Below are 26,384 nucleotides of genomic sequence, written 5' to 3'. Positions count from 1 at the left end.
ACGACGGCACGGCTGGTGGACGTTCCATGACCGGGTCCGTCCCGGCCCGGACGGAACCGTTCGTACGGCGGGTACGGGTCCGCAACTACCGCTCCATCGCGGCCTGCGACGTGGAACTCGGACCGCTGACCGTCCTGCTCGGCCCGAACGCATCGGGAAAGTCGAACTTCCTCGACGCGCTGCGCTTCGTGCGGGAGGTGATGTACAAGGCACCGGCCGCCGCGATAACCGACCGAGGCGGCCTCGACGCCCTGCTACACAGATCGACCAGTGGAAGCGTCGAGTCATTCCAGATTCAGCTCGATCTGACGATCCCACCGCGACGTGCGGGTGAACTCGCCCTTCCAGCGACCTACGGCTTCGAGATCGCGGCCGACCCGCGCGAGGAATTGCCGCTGCTCGTCACACAGGAATCCGCGAGGATCCGCCTGCCGGACCGCGAAGTCACCTTGGCCTCGTCCAAAGAACCGACGTCGAGACTGCAACTGCCGGTGTCGAGTGCCCAGGAAGACAGCCCGTTCCTCCGGTTGCAGACCGCGCTGTGGGCGATGCTGTTCTACGACCTCGACTCGGTCGCATTGCGTGCGGTGGACGAGGAGGGCGGTCGCCGGAGGATCCTCACGGAACTCGGCCGAGCCGGCGAACGCCTTGGTCGGGTCCTGGCCGCGCTCGAGCATGAGGATCCCGCCGGCAAGGAACGGGTGGACGCGTACCTGTCGGCGCTCGTGCCGGGAGCGCTCGGTATCGACGAGCGGCGCGAAGGCCGCTACTCGACCGTCCAGGCCCGCTTCAGCTCCGATGCCGGCGTGCAGACGTTCCTCCGGGAGTCCCTGTCGGAGGGCACGCTGCGGGCCGCGGGTGTCCTGGCGGCGCTGTTCCAGGTTCCGGCGTCCGCCGGCCTGGCGACGCTCGTCGCGATCGAGGAGCCGGAGACCGCGCTGCACCCCGCTGGCTTGGGAGCCCTCTACGAAGCCCTGGACGACGCATCGATGCGTACCCAGGTCATCGTCACCAGCCAGAGTTCCGACCTGCTCGACAGTGAGTACGCCCATTTGGACCACATTCGGGCGATCGCCAATGTCGGCGGCGCCACCCGCATCGGCAGGGTCGATGCGTCGGGCTACAACATCGTCGACAAGGGCCTGATGACCATCAGCGAACTACATCGGAGCGGCCAGATGCTGCCGTCCGTGGTCGGCTTCCCGGTCGAGCATCGGCCTAAGGAAGATCGGTGACAGAGGTACGGATCGCCACCATCGTCGAGGGGCAGGGTGAGGTCGCCGCCGTACCGGAGCTCGTTCGTCGGGTGGTCGCCGAGATCGACCCCGGCATCTGGGTCAACTCCCCGCCGCCCTTCCGGATCGGCCGCAATTCCCTGATCCGACCCGGGGGTATCGAACGTGCGGTCGAGGCGTTGGTCGAACGCGTCGGCCCGGCGGCAGGCGTACTGGTGCTGCTCGACGCCGACGACGACTGCCCGGCGAAGCTCGGGCCGGAACTCGTAATTCGCGCGAAGCAGGCACGAAGTGACATCACGGTCGCGACGGTGCTGGCGAATCGGGAGTTCGAGGCGTGGTTTCTCGCGGCCGCACCGTCCCTGTCCGGGCTGCGCGGTCTCGGGCCGAACCTCCAGCGCCCCGCGAACCTGGAGACGATCCGGGACTGCAAGGGGTGGCTGAGTGCGAGGCGCACCGACGGCAGGTCCTACAAACCGTCGGCCGACCAGACTGCCCTGGCCGCGAAATTCGACCTGCGGATGGCCAGGGAACATGCGCCGTCGTTCGACAAGTTCTGGCGTGACCTGCACCGGCTCGTCACCAAAGGACTGCGGTAGCGCCCAGGAGTCCCAGACGGTCCCGGCTGCTGGTGGGTAGCGTCGCAGGGGTGGATCCGGGAGGGCCCGACGCACCACGGGCGGCGATCGAGCGTCGGTTGCGGTCGCTGGCCGTGTTCGAGGCGGCGAACATCCCGCTGCAGGCGGTGATCTGGTTCGGCGTACTCGGGTTGCCCGGCTCGGCCGCGAACCTGGCCGGGTTCGCGCTGTTCGTGTTGCTGCTGGCCGAGGGCACCGCGTACTGGGCGGCCAAGCTGCGGCAGCTGCGCCGGGCCGGCCGCCGGCTGCCCGGTCTGGCGTTCTTCCGGGTCGTCCGGGTGGTCAACGTGCCGCTGCTCGCCGCCGGGCTGGCGCTCGCCGGGTACGCGGTGGCGACCGACCCCGGGCGGGCGTCGTGGCCGGGGCTCGGGTTCGCGGTGTTCGCCGTGCTGGAGCATGTCAACTACTTCCACCTGCAGTTGATGCACGACACGGTCGCCGACTGGCGGCGGTTGCGGCGCGGTGGCCTGCACCGGTCGCATCTGGCCCGGGACCTGCGGACCCGGAACCGGCCCGGCCGTCAGTACATCCGCTTGCCGCCGCCGGCATAGATGATCTGGCCGGAGACCCAGCGGGCCTGGTGCGAGGCGAGGAACACGACGATGTCGGCGACGTCGGCCGGCTCGCCGATGCGGCGCAGCGGGTTGGCGGCGCACAGTTCGCGCATGTCGTCGCTGATCCAGCCGCTCTGGATCGGGCCGGGGGCGACGGTGTTGACGGTGATGCCCGCCGGGCCGAGTTCCTGCGCGGCCGACCGGCTCAGGCTCTCCAGGGCGTACTTGGAGGCGCCGTACGAGACCTCGCCGGCGAACTGCGGCGCCGCGTCGGTGCTGATGTTGACGATCCGCCCCCAGTCCGCCGCCCGTTCCAGGTGGCGGCGGTGGAACTCGGCCATCAGCAGGGCCGGGGCCCGGGTGTTGACCGCGAGGTGGGCGTCGAGGCTGGCCGCGTCGAGCACCGGGCTGTCGCGGTGGAACAACTGGTCCCGGTCGGGGACGAACGTGTCGGGCGCGCTGTGGGCGGCGTTGTTGACCAGGATCTCGACCGGGCCGAGCGCCGCCTCGACCCGGTCGAACAGCGTGACACAGGCCGCCGGGTCGGCCAGGTCGACGACGAAGATCTCGGCGGGTACGCCGGTTCGGCGTACCTCGTCGAGGACGGTCCGGCCGTCGCTCGCGGTGGCGGCCGCGTAGCGCTCCGGGCCGGGTACGTCGGTGTCGGCGCCGGCCGGTCCGGGGGCCGGTGTCGGCTGGAAGGCCAGCGCGATCGTCGCGCCCTGGTCGGCGAGGGCCCGGCTGATCGCCGCGCCGATGCCGAGCGGGCTGTTGGAGCCGGTGACCAGCGCGACACGTCCGGCGACACCTGGGTCGATCACGGGTGGGACTCCATGGTGGTCAGTCGTCGATGGCCGCGTAGGCGGTGGTCCAGAAGTCGGCGTGTACGGGCGACGGCTCGGCGGTGGCGAGGCGCTGGGTGAGGACGATGCCGATGAGTTCCTCACGCGGGTCCGAGGCCCACGAGGTGCCGTAGCCGCCGTCCCATCCGTACCGGCCGGGTCCGGCGGAGATGTCGTCGCGGGCGGTGACCATGGACACGCCAAAGCCCCAGCCGCGGTTGTCGCCGAGGAAGGCGTGGGCTCCGGCCAGTTGCTCGGGGGTGAGGTGGTTGGCGGTCATGGTCTCGACCGACGGGCGGGAGAGGATGCGCGGGCCACGGCGGTAGCGGCCGTTGCCGAGCAGCATCCGCACGAAGGCCAGATAGTCGTCCACGGTGGACACCAGGCCGCCGGCGGCGTCCGGGAAGGCCGGCGGGCCGCTCCACTGGCTGTCGGCCACCGTGTCGTGCGGGGTGAGCCCGTCGGCGCCGGCCTCGTAGCACTCGGCGAAGCGGTCGAGCCGGTCGGCGGGCACGCTGAAGCCGGTGTCGGGCATGCCGAGCGGGTCGAAGATCCGCTCGCGCAGGAAGGACTCCAGCGGCTGCCCGCAGGCCCGCGCGATCAGTACGCCGAGCACGTGGTAGGAGGTGTCGTAGAGCCATGCCTCGCCCGGCTGGCGCAGCAACGGCAGCGCGCCCAGTTCGCGCATCCACGCGTCGGGCGGGTGCGATGTGGACGGTTTCGGCGGGCCGAAGGTCCGCAGGCCGGCGTCGTCCTCCGCGCGCATGATCGGCGTCGACAGCGGGGCCACCATCGGGTGCCCGAAGCCCATCCGCATGGTGAGGAGGTCGCGCGGGGTGATCGGCCGGTTCGCCGGCCCGGTGTCGTCGAGCGGGCCGTCGACCCGGTTGAGGACCCGCCGGTCGGCGAGTTCGGGCAGCCACCGGTCGACCGGGTCGTCCAGCCGCAGGACGCACTCCTCGACCAGGATCATCGCGGCGACGGCGGTGACCGGTTTGGTCATCGAGGTGATCCGGAAGATGGTGTCGCGGCGCATCGGGGTGTCGCCGTCGACGGCGGTGGTGCCGATCGTCTCGACGTGGACCTCGTCGCGGCGGCTCAGCAGGGCGACCAGACCGGGAACGGTGCCGCGTTCGACGTGCCCGGTCAGGACCCGGCGCAGGCGGCCGGGCCGGTCCGCCGACAGGCCGGCGGCACTCGAGGTCCTCACCCACCCGATCTTGCCAGATTCCCGGCCGGCGGCAGCCCACGTCGCCGCACCAGCCACTCGGCGACGACGAGGTTCGGCAGCCAGCAGAGGAACGGGACGGCGTAGTAGGCGTTGTCGAACAGGGCCTGGAAGTCGGTCCCGGGCGCGGCGAAGGGGACCTGCACGAAAATCAGGACGGCCAGCCACAGCCGCAGTGCCGGCGCGGCGTACGTCAGCGCGTAGTTGCGGATCATCCACGCCTCGTGCTCGGCGAAATCCCGGCGGCGGACCGCCCGGTAGCCGCGCCAGGCGGTGAACGCCCAGAGCACGGCGAGCGTGCCGAACCCGAAGAAGCCGACCATGCCGGCGGAGTTGAACGGGGCCATGACCAGGGCGGTCAGGCTGGCCAGGGCGACCGACAGCAGGTAGGCGCGGCCGATCCCACGGTGGACCGGCCGGTGCCGCCCGCGTAGCCGGTGGGAGAACTGCCACGGGCCGAGCAGCAGGGCGAGCGCGCCGGTGACGACGTGTGCGAAGAAGGCGGCCTGGACCGGTCCCGGCGTCGCCGCGTAGTTGTCGGCGAGCCCGATCTCGGCTTCGGCCATCGCTTCGAGGGTGCCCTGGGCGTACAGCGCCAGCGAGTAGCCGGCGACGGCGAGCGAGGTGAGGGTGACCAGGGCCCAGCCGGTGCGGGACCGGGGCCGGCGGCGGGGGGTGCCGGTCGGTGGCGCGACGGTGAGGGTGGCGTCGGGCATCCTGCCTCCTCGGCAGCGGAACGAATGTATGAGACTCTTACAATGTAAGAGTTATCAACATAAGCCCTGATGTTAATGTCGTCAACATGTCGTCCAGCTCCGGGAACCGCGCCTCGTACCACCACGGGTCGCTGCGCGAAGCCCTGGTCGACGGCGCCCGCCAACTGCTGGTCGAGACCGGCGAGGCCGGCTTCAGCCTCAACAACCTGGCCCGCCGCCTCGGCGTGAGCACCGCGGCGCCGTACCGGCACTTCGCCGACCGCGACGCGCTCCTCGCGGCCGTCGCCGACGGGGGGTACGCCCAACTCGACACCGCCCTGCGGACCGCCGCCGGCGAGTCGGACGGCCCGGCCGACCAGCTCCTGCTGATGGGCCTCGCCTATCTGAGCTTCGCCACCGAGAATCCCGCCATCTTCGGCATCATGTTCCGCCCCGGGCCGGACGGCGTGAAGGAGTCCAACACCAAGCCGTTCCAGGTGCTCGTCGACGTCGTCGAGTCCGCCCAGTTCGCCGGCGCCCTGCGGGACGACGTACCGCCGCGGATCCTGGCCCGGACGATCTGGGCCACCGTGCACGGCCTGTCCTGCATCGTCCTGGCCGGCGGCCTGGCGCACCTCGAACTGGACGACACCCCACGGCGGCTCGCGATGGACACGCTGCGCACCTTCCTGCGCGAGGAGCGGGCCTCCTGACGACACCGCCGGGTCCGGCGATCCGCCCGCCGGGACGGACCGGCCGGCCTACCGTCATGAGGTGACCCGAGTCCTCGTGACCGGTGCCGCCGGGTTCATCGGCGGCCACGTCGTCGACGCGCTGCTCGCCGCCGGCCACGAGGTCACCGCCCTCGACGCCGGCCACCCGGCCGCCCACCGTGGCACCCCGCCGGCCACCGTCGCCGGTGTCCCGGTCCGGACCGCCGACCTGCGCGACGCCACGGCGGTACGCGACGCGCTCACCGGCGTCGGCGCCGTCGTGCACCAGGCCGCGATGGTCGGTCTGGGCGTCGACCTCGACGACCTGCCCGAGTACGTCGGCTGCAACGACCTCGGCACCGCCGTGCTGCTCGCCCAGATGGCCCGGGCCGGGGTACGGCGAATGGTGCTCGCCAGTTCCATGGTCGTCTACGGCGAGGGCGGGTACGCCTGCGCCGACCACGGTCCCGTACGTCCCCCGCCCCGCCGCACCGCCGACCTCGCCGCCGGCCGCTTCGAGCCCGCCTGCCCGGGCTGCGCCGCCCCGCTCACCCCGACCCTCGTCGACGAGGACGACCGGCTCGAACCCCGCAGCGTCTACGCCGCCACCAAACTCGCCCAGGAAAACCTGTGCGCCGCCTGGGCCGAAGCCTGCGCCGGCACGGTCGTCGCACTGCGTTACCACAACGTGTACGGTCCGGGGATGCCGCGGGACACGCCGTACAGCGGGGTCGCGGCGATCTTCCGGTCGGCGCTCGCCGCCGGACGGGCACCACGCGTCTTCGAGGACGGCGCGCAACGCCGCGACTTCGTACACGTCGGCGACGTGGCGAACGCCAACGTGGCCGCGCTCGCGGCCGGCCGACCCGGGTTCCGGGCGTACAACGTCGCCTCCGGCTCGCCGACCACGATCGGGGCGGTCGCGGCCACGCTCGCCCGGGCGACCGGCGGCCCCCCGCCCGAGGTGACCGGTGAGTTCCGGGCCGGCGACGTACGGCACGTGGTCGCCTCGCCGGCGCGGGCCGCCGCCGAACTCGGCTTCCGGGCGGCCGTCGAACCCGGCACCGGGCTGACCGGGTTCGCCACCGCTCCCCTGCGCCCCTGACCCGCGCCGGCCTCGCCCCGGACCGGGCGCTAGTCAGGCCCCGGGCCGGTCGGCGCGCCCGACGAGGACGGCGATGACGAGCCCGGCCGCCACGGTGACCAGGACGGCGGCCACTCCGGCGTACGCCTGCAACCCGTGGGCGACGGCGTCACGTACCGGTCCGAGCAGATCGGGAAGCTCGGCGGCGGCGGCGAATCCCTCGTGGACGCTGGACGCGGCCGCCTGGACGGCCGGTTCCGGCACCTGCGCCGAGCCGGTGCCGGTCAGCGTGGCACGGTAGACGAGCAGGCCGACGGCACCGCCGGCGGCCACCCCGAGCGCGGTGCCCAGTTCGCCGCCCACCTCCTGGGCGGCGGCCGCCGAGCCCGCCTGCCGGGCCGGAGCGCCGCTGATGATCAGGTCGCTGACCAGTGCCGTCGCCGTCCCCTGCCCGAGGGCGACGACCGAGATGGAGCCGACGAGCGGCACGAGCGAGGTGCCCGTACCGGCGGCGAGGACGAGCAGGGCCGCCCCGGCGGCGGTGACGGCGAGCCCGGCCGCGACGACGGTCGGGGAGCCGAACCGGGCGGCGAGGGCGGGCGCGAGCATCGCCCCGGCGATGTTCACCACGATGTACGGCAGGGTCCAGAGGCCGGCCTGCAACGGCGAGAGCCCGGCGACCCATTGCAGGTACTGGGTGAAGAGGTAGAACGTGCCGACGACGCCGACACCGACGAGCAGCAGGGTCGCCAGTGCGGTGCCCGTGCGGCGGTTGGTGAGCAGGGCGAGGTCGAACAGCGGGTCGCGCAGCCGGCGCTGACGGCGGACGAAGGCGGCCAGGACGGCGACGCCGGCCGCGACGACGGCCAGGTCCGGCCAGACCGGTCCAGCGCCGCTCTCCTGCCCGGCGGCGAGTTCCTGCGACCCGTAGACGACGGCGAGCATCCCGGCCACGGACAGCGCCACACTCACCGCGTCGAGCCGTACGGCGGTCCGCTCCCGGTGTTCGGGGAGCAGCCTGGTGCCGGCGGCCAGCAGCAGGAGCATCGGCGGCAGGTTGATGAGGAAGACCGACCCCCACCAGAAGAACTCCAGCAGCGCCCCGCCGAGGAGCGGGCCGACCGCCCCGCCGGTGGAGAAGGCGCTGAACATGATCGCGATGGCGAGACGGCGTTGCCCCTCGTCGTGGAACATGAGGCGCAGCAGCGAGAACAGCGAAGGCATCAGGGTGGCCCCGGCGATGCCGAGCAGGGCCCGGGCCGCGATCAGCATCTCGGCGCTGACGGAGAAGGCCGCGACGGCGGACAGGGCGGCGAACGCGGTCGACCCGAGCAGCAGCAGCCGCCGGGGGCCGAGCCGGTCGCTTAGCCGCCCCATGGTGACCAGGAATCCGGCGATGAGGAACCCGTAGACGTGCACGATCCACAACACCTGGGTGGCGCTGGGCTCGAGGTCCGCGCTCAGGGTCGGCAGGGCGAAGAAGAGCACGGTCAGGTCGGTCGACAGCATCAGCATGGGCAGCACCAGCAGGGCGAGTCCCGCCCACTCCCGCCCGGTGGCGCGTTCGGGCGCGGTGTCGTCGCGGTCGAGGCGGGCCGTCCCGTCCGGCCCGCTCACCGTGCGGCCCCGGGCCGGGCGGTCGGGTGGTCGTGGAGGTCGGTCGCTGCCGGGCGGGGGGCGAGTTGGTCGGTGGACGCCGACATGGTCGCCACTCCTCTCATCTTTATTACGTGACGACTCGTAACGTTAACGGGTCGTCGGACACCCGTCCACCCCCGGCACGACTCCCCCGCCCGGTCGACGGCCGGCGTCAGCCCCCGCCCGCGCGGGCGGCCACGAAGCAGAGGCCGGCGAGGACCAGCGCGTACGACGCCCGGAACCAGCGCTCCCAACGGCTGGACGAGGCCGCCTTCAGCACCGCTTCGAGCAGCAGGAGTCCGAACAGGACCCGGACGCCGTACGCGGCCACCACCGCCGGCACCGCCGGTGGGCCGAGTCCGGCCCGGCCAAGCACGATCAGCGCGGCCGAGGCCCGGACGACGACCGCCACCCCGCTCGCGACCCGGGCCCGCACCCGGCCCGGCAGTACGCCGGCGTGGCGCCGCCGAACGCGGCCCGACCAGCGGCGCGCCGGCCGCCAGGGCCGATTGGAACAGGGCGAGGCCGATCAGCACGGCGGCGGCGCCGATCGCCGCCACGTCGGCGCTCACCGGCCCGTCCCGGGGGCGACGGCGGGGAGCTGGTCGAGCACGGCGAGGCATTCGTCGGCCCAGGCGACGGCCGCCCGGGCCGGGGTGCCGGCCGGATCGCGCTCCACGTGGCCGGCCGGCCCGACGAGCGCCGCCCCGGATCGGGCGCATCGTCGCGTGGGTGAAAGATGACGGGATGCCGAGCCGTCTTGCCGTCGTCGCCATCGACGCCACCCGCCCGCGGCTGATCGCCGACTTCTGGTGCTCGGTGCTCGGCTGGCGGATCGTCGACGAGGATGCCGAGGTGATCACCATCGCGGCCGTCGACCGTTCCTGGCCGATGATCGACGTGGTGGCCGTACCCGAGGGCAAGGTGGTCAAGAACCGGTTGCATTTCGACCTGCGTGCCGACGGCGTGTCCACCACGGAGGAGCTTGACCGGCTGCTCAACCTCGGTGCGCGACCCGTCGACGTGGGACAGCCGGCCGACGTGAGCTGGGTCGTGCTCGCCGATCCGGAGGGCAACGAGTTCTGCCTGCTGTCACGTCCGGTCCAGGAGCAGGGCCGATCAGGTCCGGCGTCGGGACCGGCCCTATCCGACGACGCGTAGCACCAGCGGCAGCGGGTCGGAACCGATCTGCGCGGCGAGCAGCATGGCCCGGTCCCTGGTGAACCGGCCGCTGATCTCGGTGTCGCCGGTGATCACACCCTGGACCGCCGGCGCCGACACCACGAGGTTGTCGAGCACGACGGCCACCTGGTTGTCGCTGCCCGCACCGGCCGTCTCCCTGGTCAGGTCCGTCCACCGCCGCTGGCCGGCGTCGGTGAAGCTGACGGCGACGATCCACTGCCCGGTCTGGTTCGGCTTCGCCTCGGCGTTCCCGACATCGGCGCTGCCGACCCGCACGACGTCGAGCAGGTATTTGACCGGCGGATCGGCCGCGTCGCAGGCGACGGTCGGCTCGGTCGCCGGGCCTCCCACCGGCCAGGCCGTCAGCTGGGCGCAGGTGACGGTCGGCACGCGGAACCGCATGTCGGGCGGCAGGGCGGCGACCTCCGCGGGGGTGAGCGCGGCGAACGGCGCCAGCCCGCGCACGGTGGCCGGGTCCAGCGGACCGGGTGTCGTGATCGTCTCGGCCAACCGGTAGGCCGGGCCGAGCTTCGCGGCGACCTCGTCCCGCGCCGGCACCGGCCCCTGGTCCGGAGTGGACGGCGTCGCACCGCCCGTGCCCTGGTCGGCGACCGCGCCGAGGACGCGACGGAAGCCCAGTTCCCCGGTGCCCGCGAGCGACCGCAGGTCGTCCTCGTGCCCGGTGCCGCCCACCCGCAGCACGAGGCGGTCGCCTTCGATGTCGACCGACGGCCGGTCCAGTTCGGCGGCGGCGAGCCGGTCGGCGAGCACGTCGCGGGTCCGTTCGAGATCGGCCCGCCCGGGTGCGGAGCCGTCGGCCGTCACCGCCTCCACGGTGAGCGTCGTGGCGCGGGAGTCGCCGAGGAGGCGGTCGCGCAGCAGGAAGGCCGCGCCGCCACAGGCGAGGATGCCGAGCAGCGCGGCCCCGGCCAGCACGGCGACGACCACGACGAGCGTCCGGTCGGGGCGCGGAACTCCCGTGGCGGGTGGTGGCGGGCCGGCGGGTGGGGGCGCGGGATACACACGTCGAGCCTAGAACGGTTTGTCGATATATGCCCGCATGAACATCCACCGACGGCGATCTTCCTTCACTTCGACCGGTTCCCACACAGGCAAAGACGGATATCTTTGACCTTGCGCCGAAGGGCCGACCACCGACGCCGGCAGCGCCTCGTTGGCGGGCTCCGCGGTGCCCGCCGTGTTCGACCCCACCGAGACGGCTCCGGTCCGTGCACCAGAGCCAGATCCAGGAGGCCAAGTCATGAACACCATCGCCTCACTCGCCCGCCGGCTGGGCCGCCCCGGCGTCGTCGCCGCCGCCGTCCTGCTCGCCGTGGTGGTCAACCTGATCATCTACGCCGTCGGCCGGGGCGCCGGCGCCACCTATGTATTCACCGCCGGCGGCCAGTCGACACACGTCGAACCACTCACTCTCGTCGGCTTCACCGCCGTGCCGCTGGCCGTGGGCCTGACGGCCGCGGTGCTCCTGAGCCGGTGGTGGCACTGGGTCATCCCCGTCGCGCTCGTCGTCGCCCCGGTCCTGGCGCTGCTCTCGATCCCGGCCATGACGCTCCCGTCCGACCTCGACACCACCGGCAAGATCGCGCTCGCGCTGTGCCACGTGACCCTCGCGCCGATCTCGGTCGCCGGCCTGCTCGCCATCCGCTCGCTCACGCAGCCGGCCGTCCCGCCGCTGACCGCAGCGCCATGACCACCCGCCCCGGGCGGCGGAGACATCGGCGCGTCATCCGCGTGGCACCGCCACGCGGGGTCGTTCGATGCGACCCTGGGCGGATGACAGCATGGCGGGACGTGGAACAGGCGGCGCCGGAGTTCGCGCGGCGCGTACGGGCGCTCTTCGACGCACACAAGCACAAGACGATCGCCACCCTGCGGGCCGACGGCTCGCCACGGATCTCCGGCATCGAGGCGGCCTTCGAGGACGGCGAAGTGGTCCTCGGCTCGATGCCGAACGCCCGCAAGGGCGCTGACCTGCGGCGGGATCCACGGTTCGCCCTGCACAGCGCCACCGTCGATCCGGTCGAGGGCGCCGAGGCGCAGTGGCCGGGCGAGGCGAAGATCTCCGGCCGTGTGATCGTCGCGGGGTCGAGCACCGGGGCGGACGGCGACCGCTTCCACGCCGACATCACCGACGTCGTGCACACCCACCTCGACGACAAGGCCACGACGCTCGTCGTCGAGTGGTGGACGCCCACGCACGGGCTGCGCAGGGTCGAGCGCGGGTAACCGGCGCCGAACACCTCCGTCGCCGCCTCGGTGATCGATGTCAGGGCGGGTACGGCGCGGCCGGGCAACTGACAACACCGCGGGCGGGGTGTGGCCGTCGCCGCACCCCGCCCAATCCACGAACAGCGGCGGCGCCTGCCCGACCGCCCGAAGAGCACCGAGCTGACCTGCGTGGAATCGGGAACAGCAGAAGACGCGGACGACACAGAAACCCGGCGAGTGCTCGCCGTGCCGCACTGTCGAAGGCAGCCCGCGATGACGGGCCGATCACGGCCCAGGACGTCAACGCGTGCTCGGGCGACCGGGCATTCCAACTCCTTGCGGGTCACTCGGCAAGCCGCCGGTATCCATCGACGGCGTTGCCCACGAGGCGGTTCGAGCCAGGGCGGATGCGTCCGGCGAATTCGGACGGTGAGACAAATGTCCACATTGGCGTGGGTTGTCGACGATCAAAGCTTGAAGATCGCGATCACCCGTGGTCTGCACAGGGTGATCTAGTTATTGTTACCGGCAAGTTGGCTGCCGGTAAAACCGACGGGCCGCCGACATTCCTCTGCCCCCGCAGAACGGAGGATCCCGTGACTTCATCTGCCGAGAAGGCAGCGACCGGCGACGGCGTCGAGCCGCAGCGGCCCATACCCCGCTTCCTTACGCACTTCACGCCGACCCGCTACCGTCGCCGGCTCAGTCCTTTCTCCCGGCTACCCAAGCACTCCAAGATCGGCGAGACCTGGCACGTGGCGGCCAAGACCGCCCCGGACGAGCTCGTCATCGCCGACCGTCCCCTCGACATCGACCCGGCCGGGCCGGTGAGCCGCACCTACACCGAGTGGGCCGCGCTCGTCGACCGGGCCGCGGCCTGGTTGCACCAGGCCGGCGTACGGCCGTGGGACCGGGTGGCGGTCCTCAAGGCCAACCACATGGACATCGTCATCCTCGAGTGCGCCATCGCCCGGATCGGCGCCATCCCGTGCATGTTCTCCGGATCGTACGGTCCGGAGGCGATGATCCCGATGCTGAAGCGGCTGGAGCGGCCGTTCCTGCTCACCGACCGGCACCACATCGAGAAGTGCGGCATCACCGCCGAGGTGACCGAGCAGGACACGGTCCGCACGATCAGCGTCGACCCGGTCGCCGACCGGCCGGACGTGTTGCAGCTCGACGACTTCAAGGACGCGCCCGCGGTCCAGCCGAGCATGCGCGAGTTCTCCGAGCCGATGGTCATCACCCACACCTCGGGCACCACCGGCATCCCGAAGCTGGTCATGCACTCCGCCGAGTCCATCTATTCGCTGGCGATCCTCGAGGTCGAGCGGTGGCCCGGGTTCGCGCTCAAGCGCACCGACACGGTGGCGTTCTGCGACCCGTACACGCATGAGCGGCTGGCGACGATGCAGCTCGCGATGGCGGCGATCGGACCCAAGGTGATCTTCCTGTCCGACCCGCTCTCGCCGCGGGTCCGGGAACTGATCCTGGAACACAAGCCGACCCTGGTCGAGGCGCTGCCGAACATCTACCTCGCCTGGGAGCCACTGGCCCGCGACCCCGCCGGCCTGTTCAGCAACGTCCGGGAGTACGTCAACTCGTTCGACGCCATCCACACCCGGACCATCCGCACGTTCATGGCCGCGACGAAGCACAAGTTCCCGATCTGGGTCCAGTCGTGGAGCCAGACCGAGAACGGCGCGCTGGCGATCCGGCCGTTCTTCCGCTTCGTGGTCAAGCGCAAGGGGCACCGGCCGCCGCCGACCCAGTTGATCGGCTGGCCGATGCCGTTCCACGCCAAGATGCGGGCGATCGACCCGGTGACCGGCAAGGAGGTGCCGCGTGGCGAGGTCGGCCTGATCGAGATCGACCAGCCGGGCCGGTGCCTCGCCTACGTCGGCGAGCAGGACCGGCACGACCTGAAGGTCAACGGCAACTGGTGGAACACCGGTGACCTCGGGATCATGAACAAGTGGGGCGCCGTACGGATCGTGGACCGGGAGATCGACCGGATTCCCGGCGGCAGTGCGATCGAGTTCGAGGACCTGATCCTGGACCGGATCGAATACACGACCGAGGTCGTCGTCCTGCCCCGCGCCGGGGAACTGCCGGTGCCGGTGGTCAGCACCCTGGACGACGTACCACTGTCCAAGGAGGACTGGGCGCGCGCGGTCGCCGACCTCGGCCCGATGGCCGACCCGATCCAGATCCGGTGGGACGAGTTCCCGCGTACCGGAACGTGGAAGATCCGCCGGGTGGCGCTGCGCGAGCAACTGTTCTCCGGCTCGCAGGCGATCGGCATCGGCCGCTGGACCTGAGCACCGCCGAACACTGAGACACCACTGTGGCGCCGGCCCGTGCGGCCGGCGCCACAGCCGGTCCGGCGACCGTACGCGGTCGAGCGAAGGGAACACCCATGTTGGACCTGCTCGGTCGGCTCGCGCACCAGGCGCGGTGGTGGCTGATCGGTGCCTCGGCCGTCTTCCTGGTCGCCGCCGGCGCCTGGGGAGCGAACGCCTTCGACGACCTGGCCGGTGGCGGCTTCACCTACGCCGCCAGCGAGAGCTCGCGGGCCGCCGACACCGAACGGGAACGGCTCGGCCGCAACGACGCCGACGTGGTGGTGCTGTTCCACAGTGACCGCTGGACCGTCGCCGACCCGGCGTACCGGGACGCGGCCCGGGCCGTCCTCGACCGGCTTCCGCCGGACCGGATCGAAGGGGTGGTCGACTACTGGCGGACCGGCGAGAGCACCCTGGTCGGCACCGACCAGCGGGCGACGTTCGCGGCGGTGCAGGTCGCCGGCGCGACCGAGAACGACCGGCTGACCAACTTCCTGGCCATCAAGGAGCAGTTGACCAGCCCCGACCTCGACGTCTCGGTCGGCGGGCCGCTCGCCGTCTTCGACGACGTCAACACGCAGAGCCGCACCGACCTGATCCGCGCCGAGGCGCTCGCCGTACCCGTGCTCTTCCTGCTCCTCATCCTGATCTTCCGCAACCTGCTGGCCGCGCTGCTGCCGGTGCTCGTCGGAGTGCTCGCGATCGTCGGATCGCTGGCCGGTCTGCGCCTGCTGGCCCAGTTCACCGACATCTCGATCTTCGCCGTCAACGTGGTCACCCTGCTCGGCCTCGGCCTCGCCGTCGACTACAGCCTGTTCATGGTCAGCCGGTTCCGGGAGGAACTCGGCACCGGCCAGACGGTCCCGCAGGCCCTGCGCCGCACCATGGTCACCGCCGGTCGGACCATCGTGGTCTCCGCGGTCACCGTCGCCCTCGCCCTGGCCAGCCTCGCCGTCTTTCCCCAGGTCTTCCTGCGCTCCGTCGCCATCGGCGGGGTGGCGGCGGTGCTGCTCGCCGGCTTCTTCTCGCTGACCGCGATGGCCGCCATGCTCGCCCTGCTCGGCCCGCGGCTGAAGGAACGCCGTCGCCGTAAGGCCGCCGCGGCCGACCCCGACGCGGGCGCCTGGGCCCGGATCGCCCGGACCGTGATGCGCCGGCCGGTCCTGGTCGCGACGAGCGTCGTCGTCCTCCTGGTGCTGCTCGGGCTGCCGTTCCTGCGGATCTCGTACGGCTGGCTGGACACCCGGGTGCTGCCGGCCAGCGCCGAGAGCCGGCAGGTCCAGGTCGCCCTCGAGGAGTCCTTTCCGGACAGTGTCACCCGCGCGACCGACGCGATCGTCACGCTGGCCGGACCTGTCGGCGAGCCGGCCGGACAGCAGCAGCTCGCCGGCTACCTGGAGCGGGTGACCGCCGTACCCGGCGTCGGGCGGGCCGACGTCACCGGCGCCGAGGGTGACACCGCCCGCATCACCATCCGGTCCGACGTCGAGCCGATCTCCGCCGAGGGGCGGGAACTGGTCGACGCGGTCCGCGCGGTCGAGCCGCCGCCGGGCGGAACGGTGCTGGTCGGCGGCGACGCCGCCGGCTTCGCCGACCTGATGGACATGCTCGCCGAGCGGCTGCCCTGGATGGCGCTACTGGTCATCGCCACCACCTTCGTACTGCTCTTCTTCGCCTTCGGCTCGCTGGTCCTGCCGGTCAAGGCGATCCTGATGAACATCCTCAGCCTGACCGCGGCGTTCGGCGCGGTGGTCTGGATCTTCCAGGACGGTCACCTCGCCGACCTGTTCCGGTTCACCTCCACCGGCAACATCGACGTCGTACAACCGATCCTGATCTTCGCGGTGGCGTTCGGGCTCTCCATGGACTACGAGGTGTTCCTGCTCTCCCGGATCCGCGAGCAGTACGACCTGACCGGCGACAACGCCGAGGCGGTGGCGATCGGGCTGCAACGCTCGGGCCGGATCATCACCAGCGCGGCCCTGCTGCTGGTGGTGGTCATCGTGTCGTTCGCGACGTCCAGCGTGCTGGTCGTGAAGATCATCGGGGTGGGGCTGGCGATCGCGGTCATCGTCGACGCCACCATCGTCCGGGCGCTGCTGATGCCGGCGACCATGCGGCTGCTCGGCGACCTCAACTGGTGGCTACCGGGACCGCTGCGCCCGCTCTACCGCCGCTGGGGCATCCGCGAGAACGGCTGACACGCGGCCGGGGCGGTCCCCGGACCGCCCCGGCCGCCTACGCGCTGCTCAGAAGATGAGTGCCCGGCCCAGTCCCATGTCGGTGAGCCGGGTCGAGTGCACGGTGCTGGTCACCTCGAGCGCCTTCTGGATCCGCTCCTGCGCCGTCGTGTCGACCAGCCGGCGGCCGTCCCAGGCCTCGTAGTCGCCGATCAGCGCGTGGTGCGGGACGATGCCCTCCTGGAACCAGTTCTCCCACCGGGTCAGCTGGTCACCGACCGGCAACTGCTCCCACAGCCGCATCCCCTCGCGGATGATCTCCACGAGCCGGTCGCGCTCGTCCGGGTTCTGGTGCACGGCGTCGCGGATGATCGAGGTGCCGACGGCGAGGTGTCGTACCTCGTCGATCCCGGCACCCTTCTCCATGTCCGCCATCCGCGGATCGATCGGCCGCCACTTGCGTTCGCTCAGCTCGAACGACGGGGCGAGGAACCCCTCGATCAGGATCGTCAGCAGGACCACGCCGCCGAGGAAGTCCCGCCGCTCCCGGACGATCGGGATGCCCAACTCCTCCAACGGGTCGAGGATCGCCGCCCGGTCCGTCGCGGTCTGCGCGGCGATGACGGCGTCCACGTCGCTCGCGTCCACGCCGAGGTTGCGCAGGTGGTTGCGGAAGATCATGGAGTGCCGGGTCTCGTCCATCAGCTGGGTCGCGTAGAACTCGACCGTGGCGGAGTCCGGTGCGCACGCCACCAGGTAGCCGATCGCGCGGGCGGCCCGCTCCTCGGCCAGCGCGCGGAACGCCACCTCCTGGACCAGCGCATCCCGCAGCGGCCCCGGCTCGCGCAGGAAGTCCGGCGTGACCAGGTCGGGGGAATATCCGACGATGTTGCCGCGCAGGGTACGTTGCGGCACGTTGGCGAACCAGTAGCGCAGGTCGCAGTCGGCCGGGGTGAGCCGGATCCCCTCGGCCCCGTCGAAGAGCGACATCGCCTGGTCCCAGTCGGCCGCGTCGCTCGCGGTCGCGGTCGAGGTCTGCACGGCCGTGCGCGGCGTGACGGGCTGCGGGTCGTACGCGACGGCCACCGGCTCCGCCATCTGCCGCGGGGCGGGCACGGTGACCGTGGCCGGACTCCTGGTCTCGGGGCTGGGCCGTGCGGCCCCCGCCGCCGGACCGGTCCCGGTGACGGCCGGTCCGGCCGGCGCCGAGTCGTCCGGTGCCGATTCGGCCCGTACCGGCTCGGCCGGCACCGCTTCGGCCGGCACCGCTTGGGTCGGCACCGGGGCGGTCGACCGTGCCGGGTCGGCGGGGCGCGGCGCGGTCGGGGTCGGGTCGGCCGGCCGCGTGTCGGAGAAGATGAACGGACCCGTCCCGTCCACGTAGTCGAGCAGCGACGCCGCGACGCTGCCGCGCGACGGCGGATGGAACGCGACACACTGGCAGGCCGCGATCAGGTATGCCACGTCCGGGGAGCCGATGAAGGACATCCCGCCGAGCAGTTCGACGGCCCGCTGGGCGGCGTCGGTGAGCGCGTCCTGGGCGCCGTACCGGGCCATCAGCACCCGGGCCAGGGCACCACTGTCCGTCTCGCCCGCCATCAGCGCGCGGGCCGCTCCCTCGATCAGTTGGGTGGCGGTCTCCAGCCTGGTCGCGAGCGCGGCCCGCTCGGTGGTCCCGCCCCTTCCGGCGGTCAGCGCGCGCTCGACGAGCGCGCTGGCCATGCCGAGATAGGAGGCGGTGATCAGCAGCTCGAACCAGATGAACCCGACGGTCTGCAGGTCGTCGAGCATCCCGTCCGGACCGTTCTCGGTCGGGATGACCAGCTCGTCCTCGATGAAGACGTCGGTCAGCCGGATCTCGTCGCTCTCCGCCCCGGCGAGCACGCTGCTCCCCCAGAACGGATGCCGGCTGATCCCGCGCAGCGTCGCCGGCATCAGCAGGAACGCCGTCTGCGTCCCGCCGTCGCTGGCCGGCACCGAGACGCTGGCGGTGAGCAGGTCCATCGAGTGGGTCAAACTGCACGGCTTCTTGGACCCGTTGATCCGGTAGCCGCCCTCGACCGGGGTGGCGGTCATGGTGGGGGCAAGGATGCCCTGTGCCGGGCGGCCCTCGGCGAACCCGGAGGAGACCAGCAGGTTGCGGCTGGTGATCGCCTCGAGCAGCGCCCACTCCATGCCGGAGTTCTTGATGCTCTCGGCGAAGGTGAACAGCGTCGCCACCGAGAAGTGGTGCATGGTGGTGGCGACCGCGAGCGACGGCGCGAGCGAGCCGATCGCCCGGGTGACCCGGACGGCGTCCAGCGGGGTGGCGCCCAGCCCGCCGTAGTCCTTGGGGATCACCAGACCGGGGCCGCCCGCGTTACGGAAGACCGGCAGGGTGGCGCCGCCCGGCGCCTCGCGCCGGTCGAACGGCAGCTCGGTGAGCCCGTCGATCAGGCCCGGCAGGTACGACTCGCACAGGGTCCGGGCCTGATCGAGTGAACGCATCGAAAATTCCTCTTCGGATCGGGTCAGGGGACGAGGGTGCGGGCCGCCGACCGGCGCAGCTTGCCGGACGGGGTCTTCGGCAGTGACCCGGGGGGCAGCACCACGACGGTGGCCGGCCGGGCGTCGATCTCGGCGACGACCCGGTTGACCACGGCGTCGCGCAGGTTCCGCTCGGCGTCGGCGTCACCGGCCAGGCGCGACTCGACCAGTACCGCGAACGATTCCCGGTCCACGCCGTCGCCGGCCAGCATCCGGACCGCCGCCACGTTGCCGGTCCGCACACCGTCGACGGTGGCGGCCGCCCGCTCGATGTCGGTCGGGTAGATGTTGCGGCCGGCCATGATGATGACCTCCTTGGCCCGGCCGCAGACGACGAGTTGGCCGTCGACGCGGTAGCCCTCGTCGCCGATCTCGAGCCAGCCGTCCTCGTCGAGGGCCGCGACCGGCCCCTGCTCGGTGAGATAGCCGGCGGTGACCGACTCGCCGCGCAGTTGCAGCCGGCCGACCTCGCGGTCGCCGAGTTCGGCGCCGGACTCGTCGACGACCCGGACGTCGACGCTCGGGAAGGCGGGGCCGAGCAGCGGCAGCCGGCGTACGGCGCCCGTGGGTTCGCCGGTGACCGGCACCGCGCGCCGGTTCTTCTCCAGTTCGAGTGCGTCGACGGTGTCGAGGACCATCGGGTCGCCGAGCGGTGAGAGCGAGATGACCAGGGCGCTCTCGGCGGCGCCGTAGCAGCAGTTGATCACCGTCGGACGCAGCCCGAAGCGGGCGCCGGCCGTGGTCAGGGCTTCCACCGAGGCGGGGTCGATCGGTTCGGCGCCGTTGAACGCGATCCGCATCCGGGACAGGTCCAGGGATCCGGCCTCGGCGCGGGCGAGCTGGCGGGCCAGGATCGCGTACGCGAAGTTGGGCGCGGCGGTGATCGTGCCGCCGTACTCGGTCATCAGTTCGGCCCACAGCAGTGGCCGGCGCAGGAACTCCGGCGGGGTGACGCTGACCAGCTCGAAGCCGGAGACCATCGGCACGACCAGGCAGCCGACCATGCCCATGTCGTGGAAGAGCGGCAGCCAGGTGACCATCACGTCGTCGTCGCCGCACTCGATGTGCGCGATCGTGTCGGAGACGTTGGCGTACAGGTTGCCGTGGCTGATCTGGACCGCCTTCGGCTCGGCGGTCGAGCCACTGGTCAGCTGCAGCAGCGCGGTGTCGGTCTCGGCGGCCGGCACGATCTCGAACTCCCGGTCACTGTCCAGGTCGGAGATCATCCGGTAGGCGATGCCCTGCGCGTCCAGGACGGCGGCCATCGCCTCGAACGGCGCGCCGAGCAGCACCAGCCGCGCGTCGATCATGCGCAGTACGCGCACCGTGTCCTCGGCCCAGGCGGCGAGATCCGTCCGCGGCGTCGGCTGGTGCAGCATGGTGACGCTGCCGCCGGCCAGCCAGGTGGCCCGCACGACGCGGGCGACGTCCACCGGCTCGCCGGCGAGGATCGCGACCGCCTGGCGGGCCGAGAGTCCACTCTCGACCAGCGCCGCCGCGGTGCGCGTGGCGGCGGTGTGTAGCTGTCCCCAGGTGCGCCGCGAGGGTGCCGCGGGTGCCCCGGTGACCATGCCGCGTCGCGATCGGGCGGCGGCGTCGACCATTGCCTCTACGAAACGGCTCACGTCGGTCCAGTCACGATCATGACGACAGCCTAGGCAGTAACATGCCGGAAACCAAGGGTGGATGATCACGCCGGAAGGTGGCAGTCGTGGGTGACCGCGAGACGCAGCAATGGTTGGATGTCGTCCGCGCCGAGGTGGCCGCGGTGCTCGGCCGCGCACCCGAGGACGTGCCCCCGGACGGCGCGTTCGCCGAACTCGGCTTCGACTCGCTGAGCGCGTTGGAACTCGCCGAACGGCTGGCTGACGCGAGCGGCCTGGAGTTGGCGGGCACGCTGGCCTTCGACTATCCCAATCCGGCCACTTTGGCCGGATACCTGGCCGCACGGACGAATCCGCCCGCCGCCGCGGCAGCGCCGGCCCCGGTAGCCGGCGCTTCCGCCGGTCCCGACCCGTCGGCCGACCCGATCGCGATCGTGGCGATGGCGTGCCGCTTTCCTGGCAATGCGTCCACTCCGGACGAATTCTGGGCGAACCTCATCGAGGGGCACGACGGGATCGGCGCGTTCCCGATCGACCGTGGCTGGGACCCGGACGTTTTCCACCCGGACCCGGAGCATCCCGGCACCACCTACGCCCGGCACGGCGGCTTCCTCTACGGCGCCGGTGACTTCGACGCCGGATTCTTCGGACTCTCCCCACGCGAGGCGCTCGCCACCGACCCGCAGCAGCGGCTGATGCTGGAGACCACCTGGGAGGCGCTGGAGCGGGCCGGCATCGACCCGCACCGGCTGCGCGGCAGCCGCACCGGCGTCTTCACCGGTGTCATCGGCGCCGACTACGCGCCCCGGCTGGGCGCCATCCCGCCCGACGTCGCCGGTTTCCTGCTGGCCGGCAACGCGTCGAGCGTCGTCTCCGGCCGGGTGTCCTACACGCTGGGCCTGGAGGGGCCCTCGCTGTCGGTCGACACCGCCTGCTCGTCGTCGCTGGTCGCGCTCCACCTGGCCGCCCGCTCGCTGCGGGCGGGCGAGTGCTCGCTCGCCCTGGCCGGCGGGGTGACCGTGATCGGAACGCCGCTGGTCTTCACCGAGTTCAGCCGCCAGCGCGGCCTGGCTCCCGACGGCCGGTGCAAGCCGTTCGCGGCGGCGGCCGACGGAACCGGGTGGGCCGAGGGAGCCGGCGTACTCGTCCTGGAACGGCTCTCCGACGCCCGCCGGCACGGCCGGCCGGTGCTGGCCATCCTGCGTGGCAGCGCGGTCAACTCCGACGGGGCGTCGAACGGGCTCACCGCGCCGAACGGGCCGTCCCAGCAGCGGCTGATCGCCGACGCGCTCGCCGACGCCGGGCTGCGACCGGCCGATGTGGACGTCGTCGAGGCACACGGCACCGGGACCCGGCTCGGCGACCCGATCGAGGCCCGGGCCCTGCTCGACGCGTACGGCCCGGACCGGCGACGGCCGCTCTGGCTCGGCTCGGTCAAGTCGAACATCGGGCACACCCAGGCGGCGGCCGGTGTCGCCGGGGTCATCAAGATGACGCTCGCGCTGCGGCACGAGCGGCTGCCCCGCACCCTGCACGTGGACGAGCCGACCCCGTTCGTGGACTGGTCCGCCGGCCCGCTGCGGCTGCTCACCGACGCCCAGCCCTGGCCGGCCGGGGCCGTACCACGCCGCGCCGCCGTGTCGTCGTTCGGCATCAGCGGCACCAACGCGCACGTCATCATCGAGGAGGCGCCGCCGGCCCCCTCCCCCGCCCCGGCGCGGCCCGGCCCGGCGCCGCTGGTGCTCTCCGCGCGCACCGCGCCCGCGCTGCGCGAGCAGGCCCGCCAGCTCGAAAGCCACCTGCGTCGCCGGCCGGAGCAGCCGCTGCCCGAGGTGGCCGTGGCGACCGCCGCCCGCACCGCGTTCGCGCACCGGGCCGTCGTGCTCGAACCCGCCGGCCTCGCCGACCTGGCGGCCGGCCGGCCGCACCCGGCGGTGGTGACCGGCACCGTCGCCGAGGGCAAACTCGCCGTCGTCTTCCCCGGCCAGGGCGCGCAGCGGCAGGGCATGGGCCGCGAACTCGCCGCCGCCGACCCGGAGTTCGGCGCCGACCTGGCCGAGGTCTGCGCCGCCTTCGACCCGTACCTCGACCGCCCGCTGCGGATCGTCATCGACGACGAGCCGGACCTGCTCGACCAGACCGGCTACACCCAGCCCGCGCTCTTCGCTGTCGAGGTCGCCCTCTACCGCCGGTTGCGACGCGCCGGGGTACGCCCCGACTACCTGCTCGGCCACTCGATCGGCGAGCTGACCGCCGCCCACGTGGCCGGCGTGCTCTCCCTCGCCGACGCCGCCCGCCTCGTCGCCGGCCGGGCCCGGCTGATGCAGGCCCTGCCGGCCGGCGGGGCGATGGCCGCCCTGCAGGCCGCCCCGCACGAGGTCGAGGCGCTGCTCGACCCGGCCGGGCAGACCGGCATCGCCGCGGTCAACGGGCCGACCGCCGTCGTCGTCGCCGGGCCGGCGGCCGAGGTGGACCAGCTCGTCGACGCCTTCGCCGGGCAGGGTCGCAAGACCACCCGGCTACGGGTCAGCCACGCGTTCCACTCGCCACTGATGGAGCCGATGCTCGCCGAGTACGGCGCCCTGGCCGAAGGCGTCGAACACGCCGCGCCGCGGCTACCTGTCGTCGGCAACGAGACCGGTGAACCGGTCGAGGAGTTCACCGCCGGGCACTGGACCCGGCACGTCCGGCAGCCGGTGCGCTTCGCGCAGAGCGTGCGGTGGCTCGCCGCCCAGGGCGTGACCCGGTTCCTGGAGGTCGGCCCCGGTGGCGCGCTGTCGGCCATGGTGCTGGACTCGGCCGGCGACGCCCCCGACGCCGCGACCGGACCGGTCGCCGTGCCGCTGCTGCGGACCGGTCGCGCCGAGCCGGAGTCGTTCACGCACGCGCTGGCCCGGCTGTTCACGCTCGGCGTCGCCGTCGACTGGTCCGCCGTCGTCGGCCCGGCACCGCGCGCCGAGCTGCCCACCTATCCGTTCCAGCGCCGGCGGTACTGGCTCACCCCGCCGACCCGGCCGGTGCTCGGCGAGCCCGTCGAGCTGCCGGCCGCCGCCGGGCGCCCCGGGCTGATGTTCGCCGGGGAGCTGTCGCTGGCCGCCCAGCCGTGGCTCGCCGACCACCGGATCCGCGGCACCGTCGTCGTACCCGGCGCGCTGCTCGCCGAGTTGGCGGCCGCCGCCGGTGACCGGGCCGGCTGCCCCGAGGTCGCCGAACTGCTGCTGCACGCGCCGCTGACGCTGCCCGACACCGGCGCGGTGCAGACCCGGATCGTCGTCGCCGAGCCCGGCGCCGACGGCGCCCGGCCGCTGGCCGTCCATGCCCGCCCGGCCGGCGGCACCTGGACCCGGTACGCCACCGGCACCGTCGCCCCGGTCCGGGACAGCGACGCCACCCGGCTGCGGATCTGGCCGCCGCCCGGCGCCGCCGACCTGTCCACCGCCGACTGCTACGCCGACCTGCGCGCGGCCGGCTACGAGTACGGGCCCGTCTTCCAGGGCCTGGGCCGTGCCTGGCAGCGCGGTGTCGAGACGTTCGCCGACGTCGCGCTACCGCCCGAGGCGGCCGGGACGGCGGACCGGTTCCTGCTGCACCCGGCCCTGCTCGACGCGGCACTGCACGCCCTCGGGTTGCGCGCCGACGCCGACGACCAGCTGGCGCTGCCGTTCTCCTGGACCGGGCTGCAGGTGCACGCCCGGGGCGCCGCCGCCGTCCGCGCCCGGCTGACCCGCACCGGCGACGGGATCGAGGTGATGCTCGCCGACCCGACCGGCGCGCCGGTCGCCTCGATCCGCCAGCTCGCCCTGCGTCCCGTCGATCCCGACCAGTTGGCCGCCGCCCGGCCGCCGGACGGCACGTACGAACTGTGCTGGGTGCCGTACGACGCGGGAGCCGGGACATCGACCGGGGGCGACGCCGCGATCACGTGGCTCGACGAGCTGCCGGCCGACGCCGCGGTGCCCGACGTGGTCTTCGCCGCCCTGCCCCCGGGCGGCGACGAGCCGGCCGGGGCGGTCGCCGCCGCCCTCGAGCTGGCGCGGCGCTGGCTGACCGATCAACGGTTCGCCGCCGCCAGGCTGGCGGTGGTGACCCGGGGCGCCACCGGCGAAGCGCCGGCCGACCTCGGCCACGCGGCGGCGTGCGGGCTGCTCCGCACGGTGCAGTCGGAGTATCCGGGCCGGGTGACGCTGATCGACGTGATCGGCGACGCCCCCGTCCCGCCGGCGGCGCTCGCCGCGGCCGGCGCCGGCGACGAGCCGCAGGTCGCGCTCGCCGGCGGCGACGTGCTGGTGCCCCGCCTGCGGGAAGGCGGCGCCGCTGCCACCCCTGGCGCGTCCTGGGACCCGGCCGGCACCGTGCTGATCACCGGCGGCACCGGTGCCCTCGGCCGGCTCGTCGCCCGGCACCTGCTGGAGCACGGGCGGGCCCGGCATCTGCTCCTGACCTCCCGGCGCGGCCCCGACGCCCCGGGCGCCGCCGACCTCGCCGCCGAACTCGACGCGCTGGGCGCCGCCTCGGTACGCGTCGTCGCCTGCGACATCGCCGATCCGGCGGCGGTCGCCGGGCTGCTCGCCGGCGTTCCGGCGGAGCACCCGCTCACGGCGGTGCTGCACCTGGCCGGCGTACTCGACGACGGTGTCGTGGCCACGCAGACGCCGGAGCGGATCGCGGCCGTACTGCGGCCGAAGGCGACCGGCGCGTGGCACCTGCACGAGCAGACCCGCGACCTCGACCTCGCCGCGTTCGTGCTCTTCTCCTCCGCCGCCGGCCTGTTCGGCTCGCCGGGCCAGGCCGGGTACGCCGCCGCAAACGCCTACCTCGACGCGCTGGCCGCCCGCCGGCGCGCGCAGGGCCTGCCGGCGCAGTCGCTGGCCTTCGGGCTGTGGGAACTGCCGGGTGGGATGGCCGACCAGGTCGGCGCCGCCGGGTTGGGCCGGATGCGCCGCGCCGGGCTCGCACCACTGTCCGCGGAGGCCGGCCTGGCCCTGCTGGACCGGGCGCTGGCGGCGAACCCGCCGCTGCCGGTCCTCGCCGACCTGGACCTGACCCTGCTGCGGGGGCAGGACCGCCGGCTGCTGCCGAGCCTGCTGCACGACCTGCTGCCGGCGCAGCCCGCCGGCGGGGCCCCGGTCGCCGCGGAGCCGGGTCTGGCTGGCGGTGCCGGCGGTGGCGCGGCGCGGTCGGACGGTCCGGACCTGGCCCGTACCCTGCCCGGGCTCGATCCGGCCGAGCAGGACCGGGTGCTGCGCGAGCTGGTGCTCACCGAGGTCGCGCTGGTGCTGGGCCACCGGTCGAGCGCCGATCTCGATCCGGCGCGGAGCCTGCCCGAGCTGGGCTTCGACTCGCTGACGGCGGTCGAGCTGCGCAACCGGCTGGCCGCCGTCACCAAACTCACCCTGCCGGCGACCCTGGTCTTCGACCACCCCGGCGTGCACGAACTGGTCGCCTACCTGCGCGGCGAACTGGTGCCGGAGCGGGCCGCGTCCGCGCTCGGGGTGCTCGAGGATCTGGGCCGGCTGGAGTCCGACCTGTCCCACCTGGCGATGGACGGGGTGTCCCGCAAGCGGGTGGCCGACGCCCTCGGCCGGCTCATGTCCCTCGTGGACGCCAGCGGCGACAAGATCGATGCGTCGAAGGACGACTTCTACGACCTGATCGACTGACCGCGACCCACGCCGGTGCGGCCAGCGGGCC

Annotated in this window: 19 protein-coding genes; 11 read left to right on the top strand and 8 right to left on the bottom strand. The window is 73.0% G+C overall.

All coding sequences use genetic code 11. From position 1 onward, the window contains the following. Window positions 1-26 precede the first annotated feature (26 nt). Genes AB0M79_RS24095 through AB0M79_RS24085 form a run of 3 tightly spaced genes read left to right on the top strand, consistent with a single transcriptional unit; the run spans window position 27 to window position 2,424 of the window. A complete protein-coding gene (locus tag AB0M79_RS24095) occupies window positions 27-1,235 on the top strand; it encodes an AAA family ATPase (RefSeq protein WP_364217578.1) in 1,209 nt (402 codons plus the stop codon). Then, window positions 1,232-1,834: a DUF4276 family protein gene (locus tag AB0M79_RS24090; RefSeq protein ID WP_364217576.1), complete on the top strand. Its 603-nt coding sequence runs from the start codon at window positions 1,232-1,234 to the stop codon at window positions 1,832-1,834. Before AB0M79_RS24095 ends, AB0M79_RS24090 begins: the two co-directional genes overlap by 4 nt. Window positions 1,835-1,884: 50 nt before the next feature. Continuing rightward, entirely contained in the window at window positions 1,885-2,424 is a 540-nt protein-coding gene (locus AB0M79_RS24085; protein WP_364217574.1) for a hypothetical protein, read from the top strand. On the opposite strand, the gene AB0M79_RS24080 is transcribed toward AB0M79_RS24085, so the two are convergent. From AB0M79_RS24080 to AB0M79_RS24070, 3 genes are read right to left on the bottom strand one after another with little or no spacing between them, the layout of a single operon-like run. Next, window positions 2,394-3,248, bottom strand: coding sequence for an SDR family oxidoreductase (locus tag AB0M79_RS24080; RefSeq protein WP_364217572.1), 855 nt, complete (start codon window positions 3,246-3,248; stop codon window positions 2,394-2,396). The genes AB0M79_RS24085 and AB0M79_RS24080 overlap by 31 nt on opposite strands. 19 nt (window positions 3,249-3,267) lie before the next feature. Continuing rightward, window positions 3,268-4,479 carry a serine hydrolase domain-containing protein gene (locus tag AB0M79_RS24075; RefSeq protein WP_364217570.1) on the bottom strand — a complete coding sequence of 404 codons (1,212 nt, stop codon included), beginning with the start codon at window positions 4,477-4,479 and terminating at the stop codon, window positions 3,268-3,270. Beyond that, entirely contained in the window at window positions 4,476-5,213 is a 738-nt protein-coding gene (locus AB0M79_RS24070; protein WP_364217568.1) for a DUF2306 domain-containing protein, read from the bottom strand. Before AB0M79_RS24070 ends, AB0M79_RS24075 begins: the two co-directional genes overlap by 4 nt. Before the next feature lie 86 nt (window positions 5,214-5,299). On the opposite strand from AB0M79_RS24070, the gene AB0M79_RS24065 reads away from it, so the two are divergent. Next, a complete protein-coding gene (locus AB0M79_RS24065) occupies window positions 5,300-5,905 on the top strand; it encodes a TetR/AcrR family transcriptional regulator (RefSeq protein WP_364217566.1) in 606 nt (201 codons plus the stop codon). Between the two features lie 61 nt (window positions 5,906-5,966). After that, complete coding sequence (locus AB0M79_RS24060) at window positions 5,967-7,010, top strand: NAD-dependent epimerase/dehydratase family protein (RefSeq protein WP_364217564.1); 1,044 nt, start codon at window positions 5,967-5,969, stop codon at window positions 7,008-7,010. Between the two features lie 33 nt (window positions 7,011-7,043). Here the strand turns inward: AB0M79_RS24060 and AB0M79_RS24055 are convergent, their stop codons facing one another. Both AB0M79_RS24055 and AB0M79_RS24050 read right to left on the bottom strand, forming a co-directional pair. Further along, entirely contained in the window at window positions 7,044-8,606 is a 1,563-nt protein-coding gene (locus tag AB0M79_RS24055; RefSeq protein WP_364217562.1) for an MFS transporter, read from the bottom strand. 193 nt (window positions 8,607-8,799) lie between these two features. Next, window positions 8,800-9,063, bottom strand: coding sequence for a hypothetical protein (locus tag AB0M79_RS24050; RefSeq protein WP_364217560.1), 264 nt, complete (start codon window positions 9,061-9,063; stop codon window positions 8,800-8,802). Window positions 9,064-9,374: 311 nt separating this feature from the next. On the opposite strand from AB0M79_RS24050, the gene AB0M79_RS24045 reads away from it, so the two are divergent. Further along, window positions 9,375-9,788, top strand: coding sequence for a VOC family protein (locus tag AB0M79_RS24045; RefSeq protein WP_364217558.1), 414 nt, complete (start codon window positions 9,375-9,377; stop codon window positions 9,786-9,788). Here the strand turns inward: AB0M79_RS24045 and AB0M79_RS24040 are convergent. Next, a complete protein-coding gene (locus AB0M79_RS24040; RefSeq protein WP_364217556.1) occupies window positions 9,771-10,832 on the bottom strand; it encodes a hypothetical protein in 1,062 nt (353 codons plus the stop codon). The two genes, AB0M79_RS24045 and AB0M79_RS24040, sit on opposite strands and share 18 nt — an antisense overlap. 238 nt (window positions 10,833-11,070) lie before the next feature. Between AB0M79_RS24040 and AB0M79_RS24035 the strand changes: the two genes are divergently transcribed. The 4 genes from AB0M79_RS24035 to AB0M79_RS24020 all read left to right on the top strand — a co-directional run bounded on the left by AB0M79_RS24035 (window position 11,071) and on the right by AB0M79_RS24020 (window position 16,584). Beyond that, entirely contained in the window at window positions 11,071-11,520 is a 450-nt protein-coding gene (locus AB0M79_RS24035; RefSeq protein WP_364217554.1) for a DUF6069 family protein, read from the top strand. An 83-nt stretch (window positions 11,521-11,603) separates the two neighbouring features. Further along, window positions 11,604-12,056 carry a pyridoxamine 5'-phosphate oxidase family protein gene (locus AB0M79_RS24030; RefSeq protein ID WP_364217552.1) on the top strand — a complete coding sequence of 151 codons (453 nt, stop codon included), beginning with the start codon at window positions 11,604-11,606 and terminating at the stop codon, window positions 12,054-12,056. A gap of 578 nt (window positions 12,057-12,634) precedes the next feature. Beyond that, window positions 12,635-14,359, top strand: a complete 1,725-nt coding sequence (locus AB0M79_RS24025) for a class I adenylate-forming enzyme family protein (RefSeq protein ID WP_364217550.1) — start codon at window positions 12,635-12,637, stop codon at window positions 14,357-14,359. Window positions 14,360-14,457: 98 nt separating this feature from the next. Next, on the top strand, window positions 14,458-16,584 hold the full coding sequence (locus AB0M79_RS24020) for an MMPL family transporter (protein WP_364217548.1): 2,127 nt from the start codon (window positions 14,458-14,460) through the stop codon (window positions 16,582-16,584). Between the two features lie 48 nt (window positions 16,585-16,632). Here the strand turns inward: AB0M79_RS24020 and AB0M79_RS24015 are convergent, their stop codons facing one another. Both AB0M79_RS24015 and AB0M79_RS24010 read right to left on the bottom strand, forming a co-directional pair. Further along, on the bottom strand, window positions 16,633-19,050 hold the full coding sequence (locus AB0M79_RS24015) for a hypothetical protein (protein ID WP_364217546.1): 2,418 nt from the start codon (window positions 19,048-19,050) through the stop codon (window positions 16,633-16,635). Between the two features lie 23 nt (window positions 19,051-19,073). Then, on the bottom strand, window positions 19,074-20,714 hold the full coding sequence (locus tag AB0M79_RS24010; RefSeq protein ID WP_364217544.1) for a fatty acyl-AMP ligase: 1,641 nt from the start codon (window positions 20,712-20,714) through the stop codon (window positions 19,074-19,076). A gap of 86 nt (window positions 20,715-20,800) precedes the next feature. On the opposite strand from AB0M79_RS24010, the gene AB0M79_RS24005 reads away from it, so the two are divergent. After that, window positions 20,801-26,353, top strand: a complete 5,553-nt coding sequence (locus AB0M79_RS24005) for a type I polyketide synthase (protein WP_364217542.1) — start codon at window positions 20,801-20,803, stop codon at window positions 26,351-26,353. Window positions 26,354-26,384 lie beyond the last annotated feature (31 nt).

It is taken from the genome of Polymorphospora sp. NPDC051019 (assembly GCF_040683055.1).
GTDB lineage: Bacteria > Actinomycetota > Actinomycetes > Mycobacteriales > Micromonosporaceae > Polymorphospora > Polymorphospora lycopeni.
The sequence above is the reverse complement of the archived record's forward strand: the minus strand, read 5'-3'. Positions and strand labels throughout refer to the sequence as shown.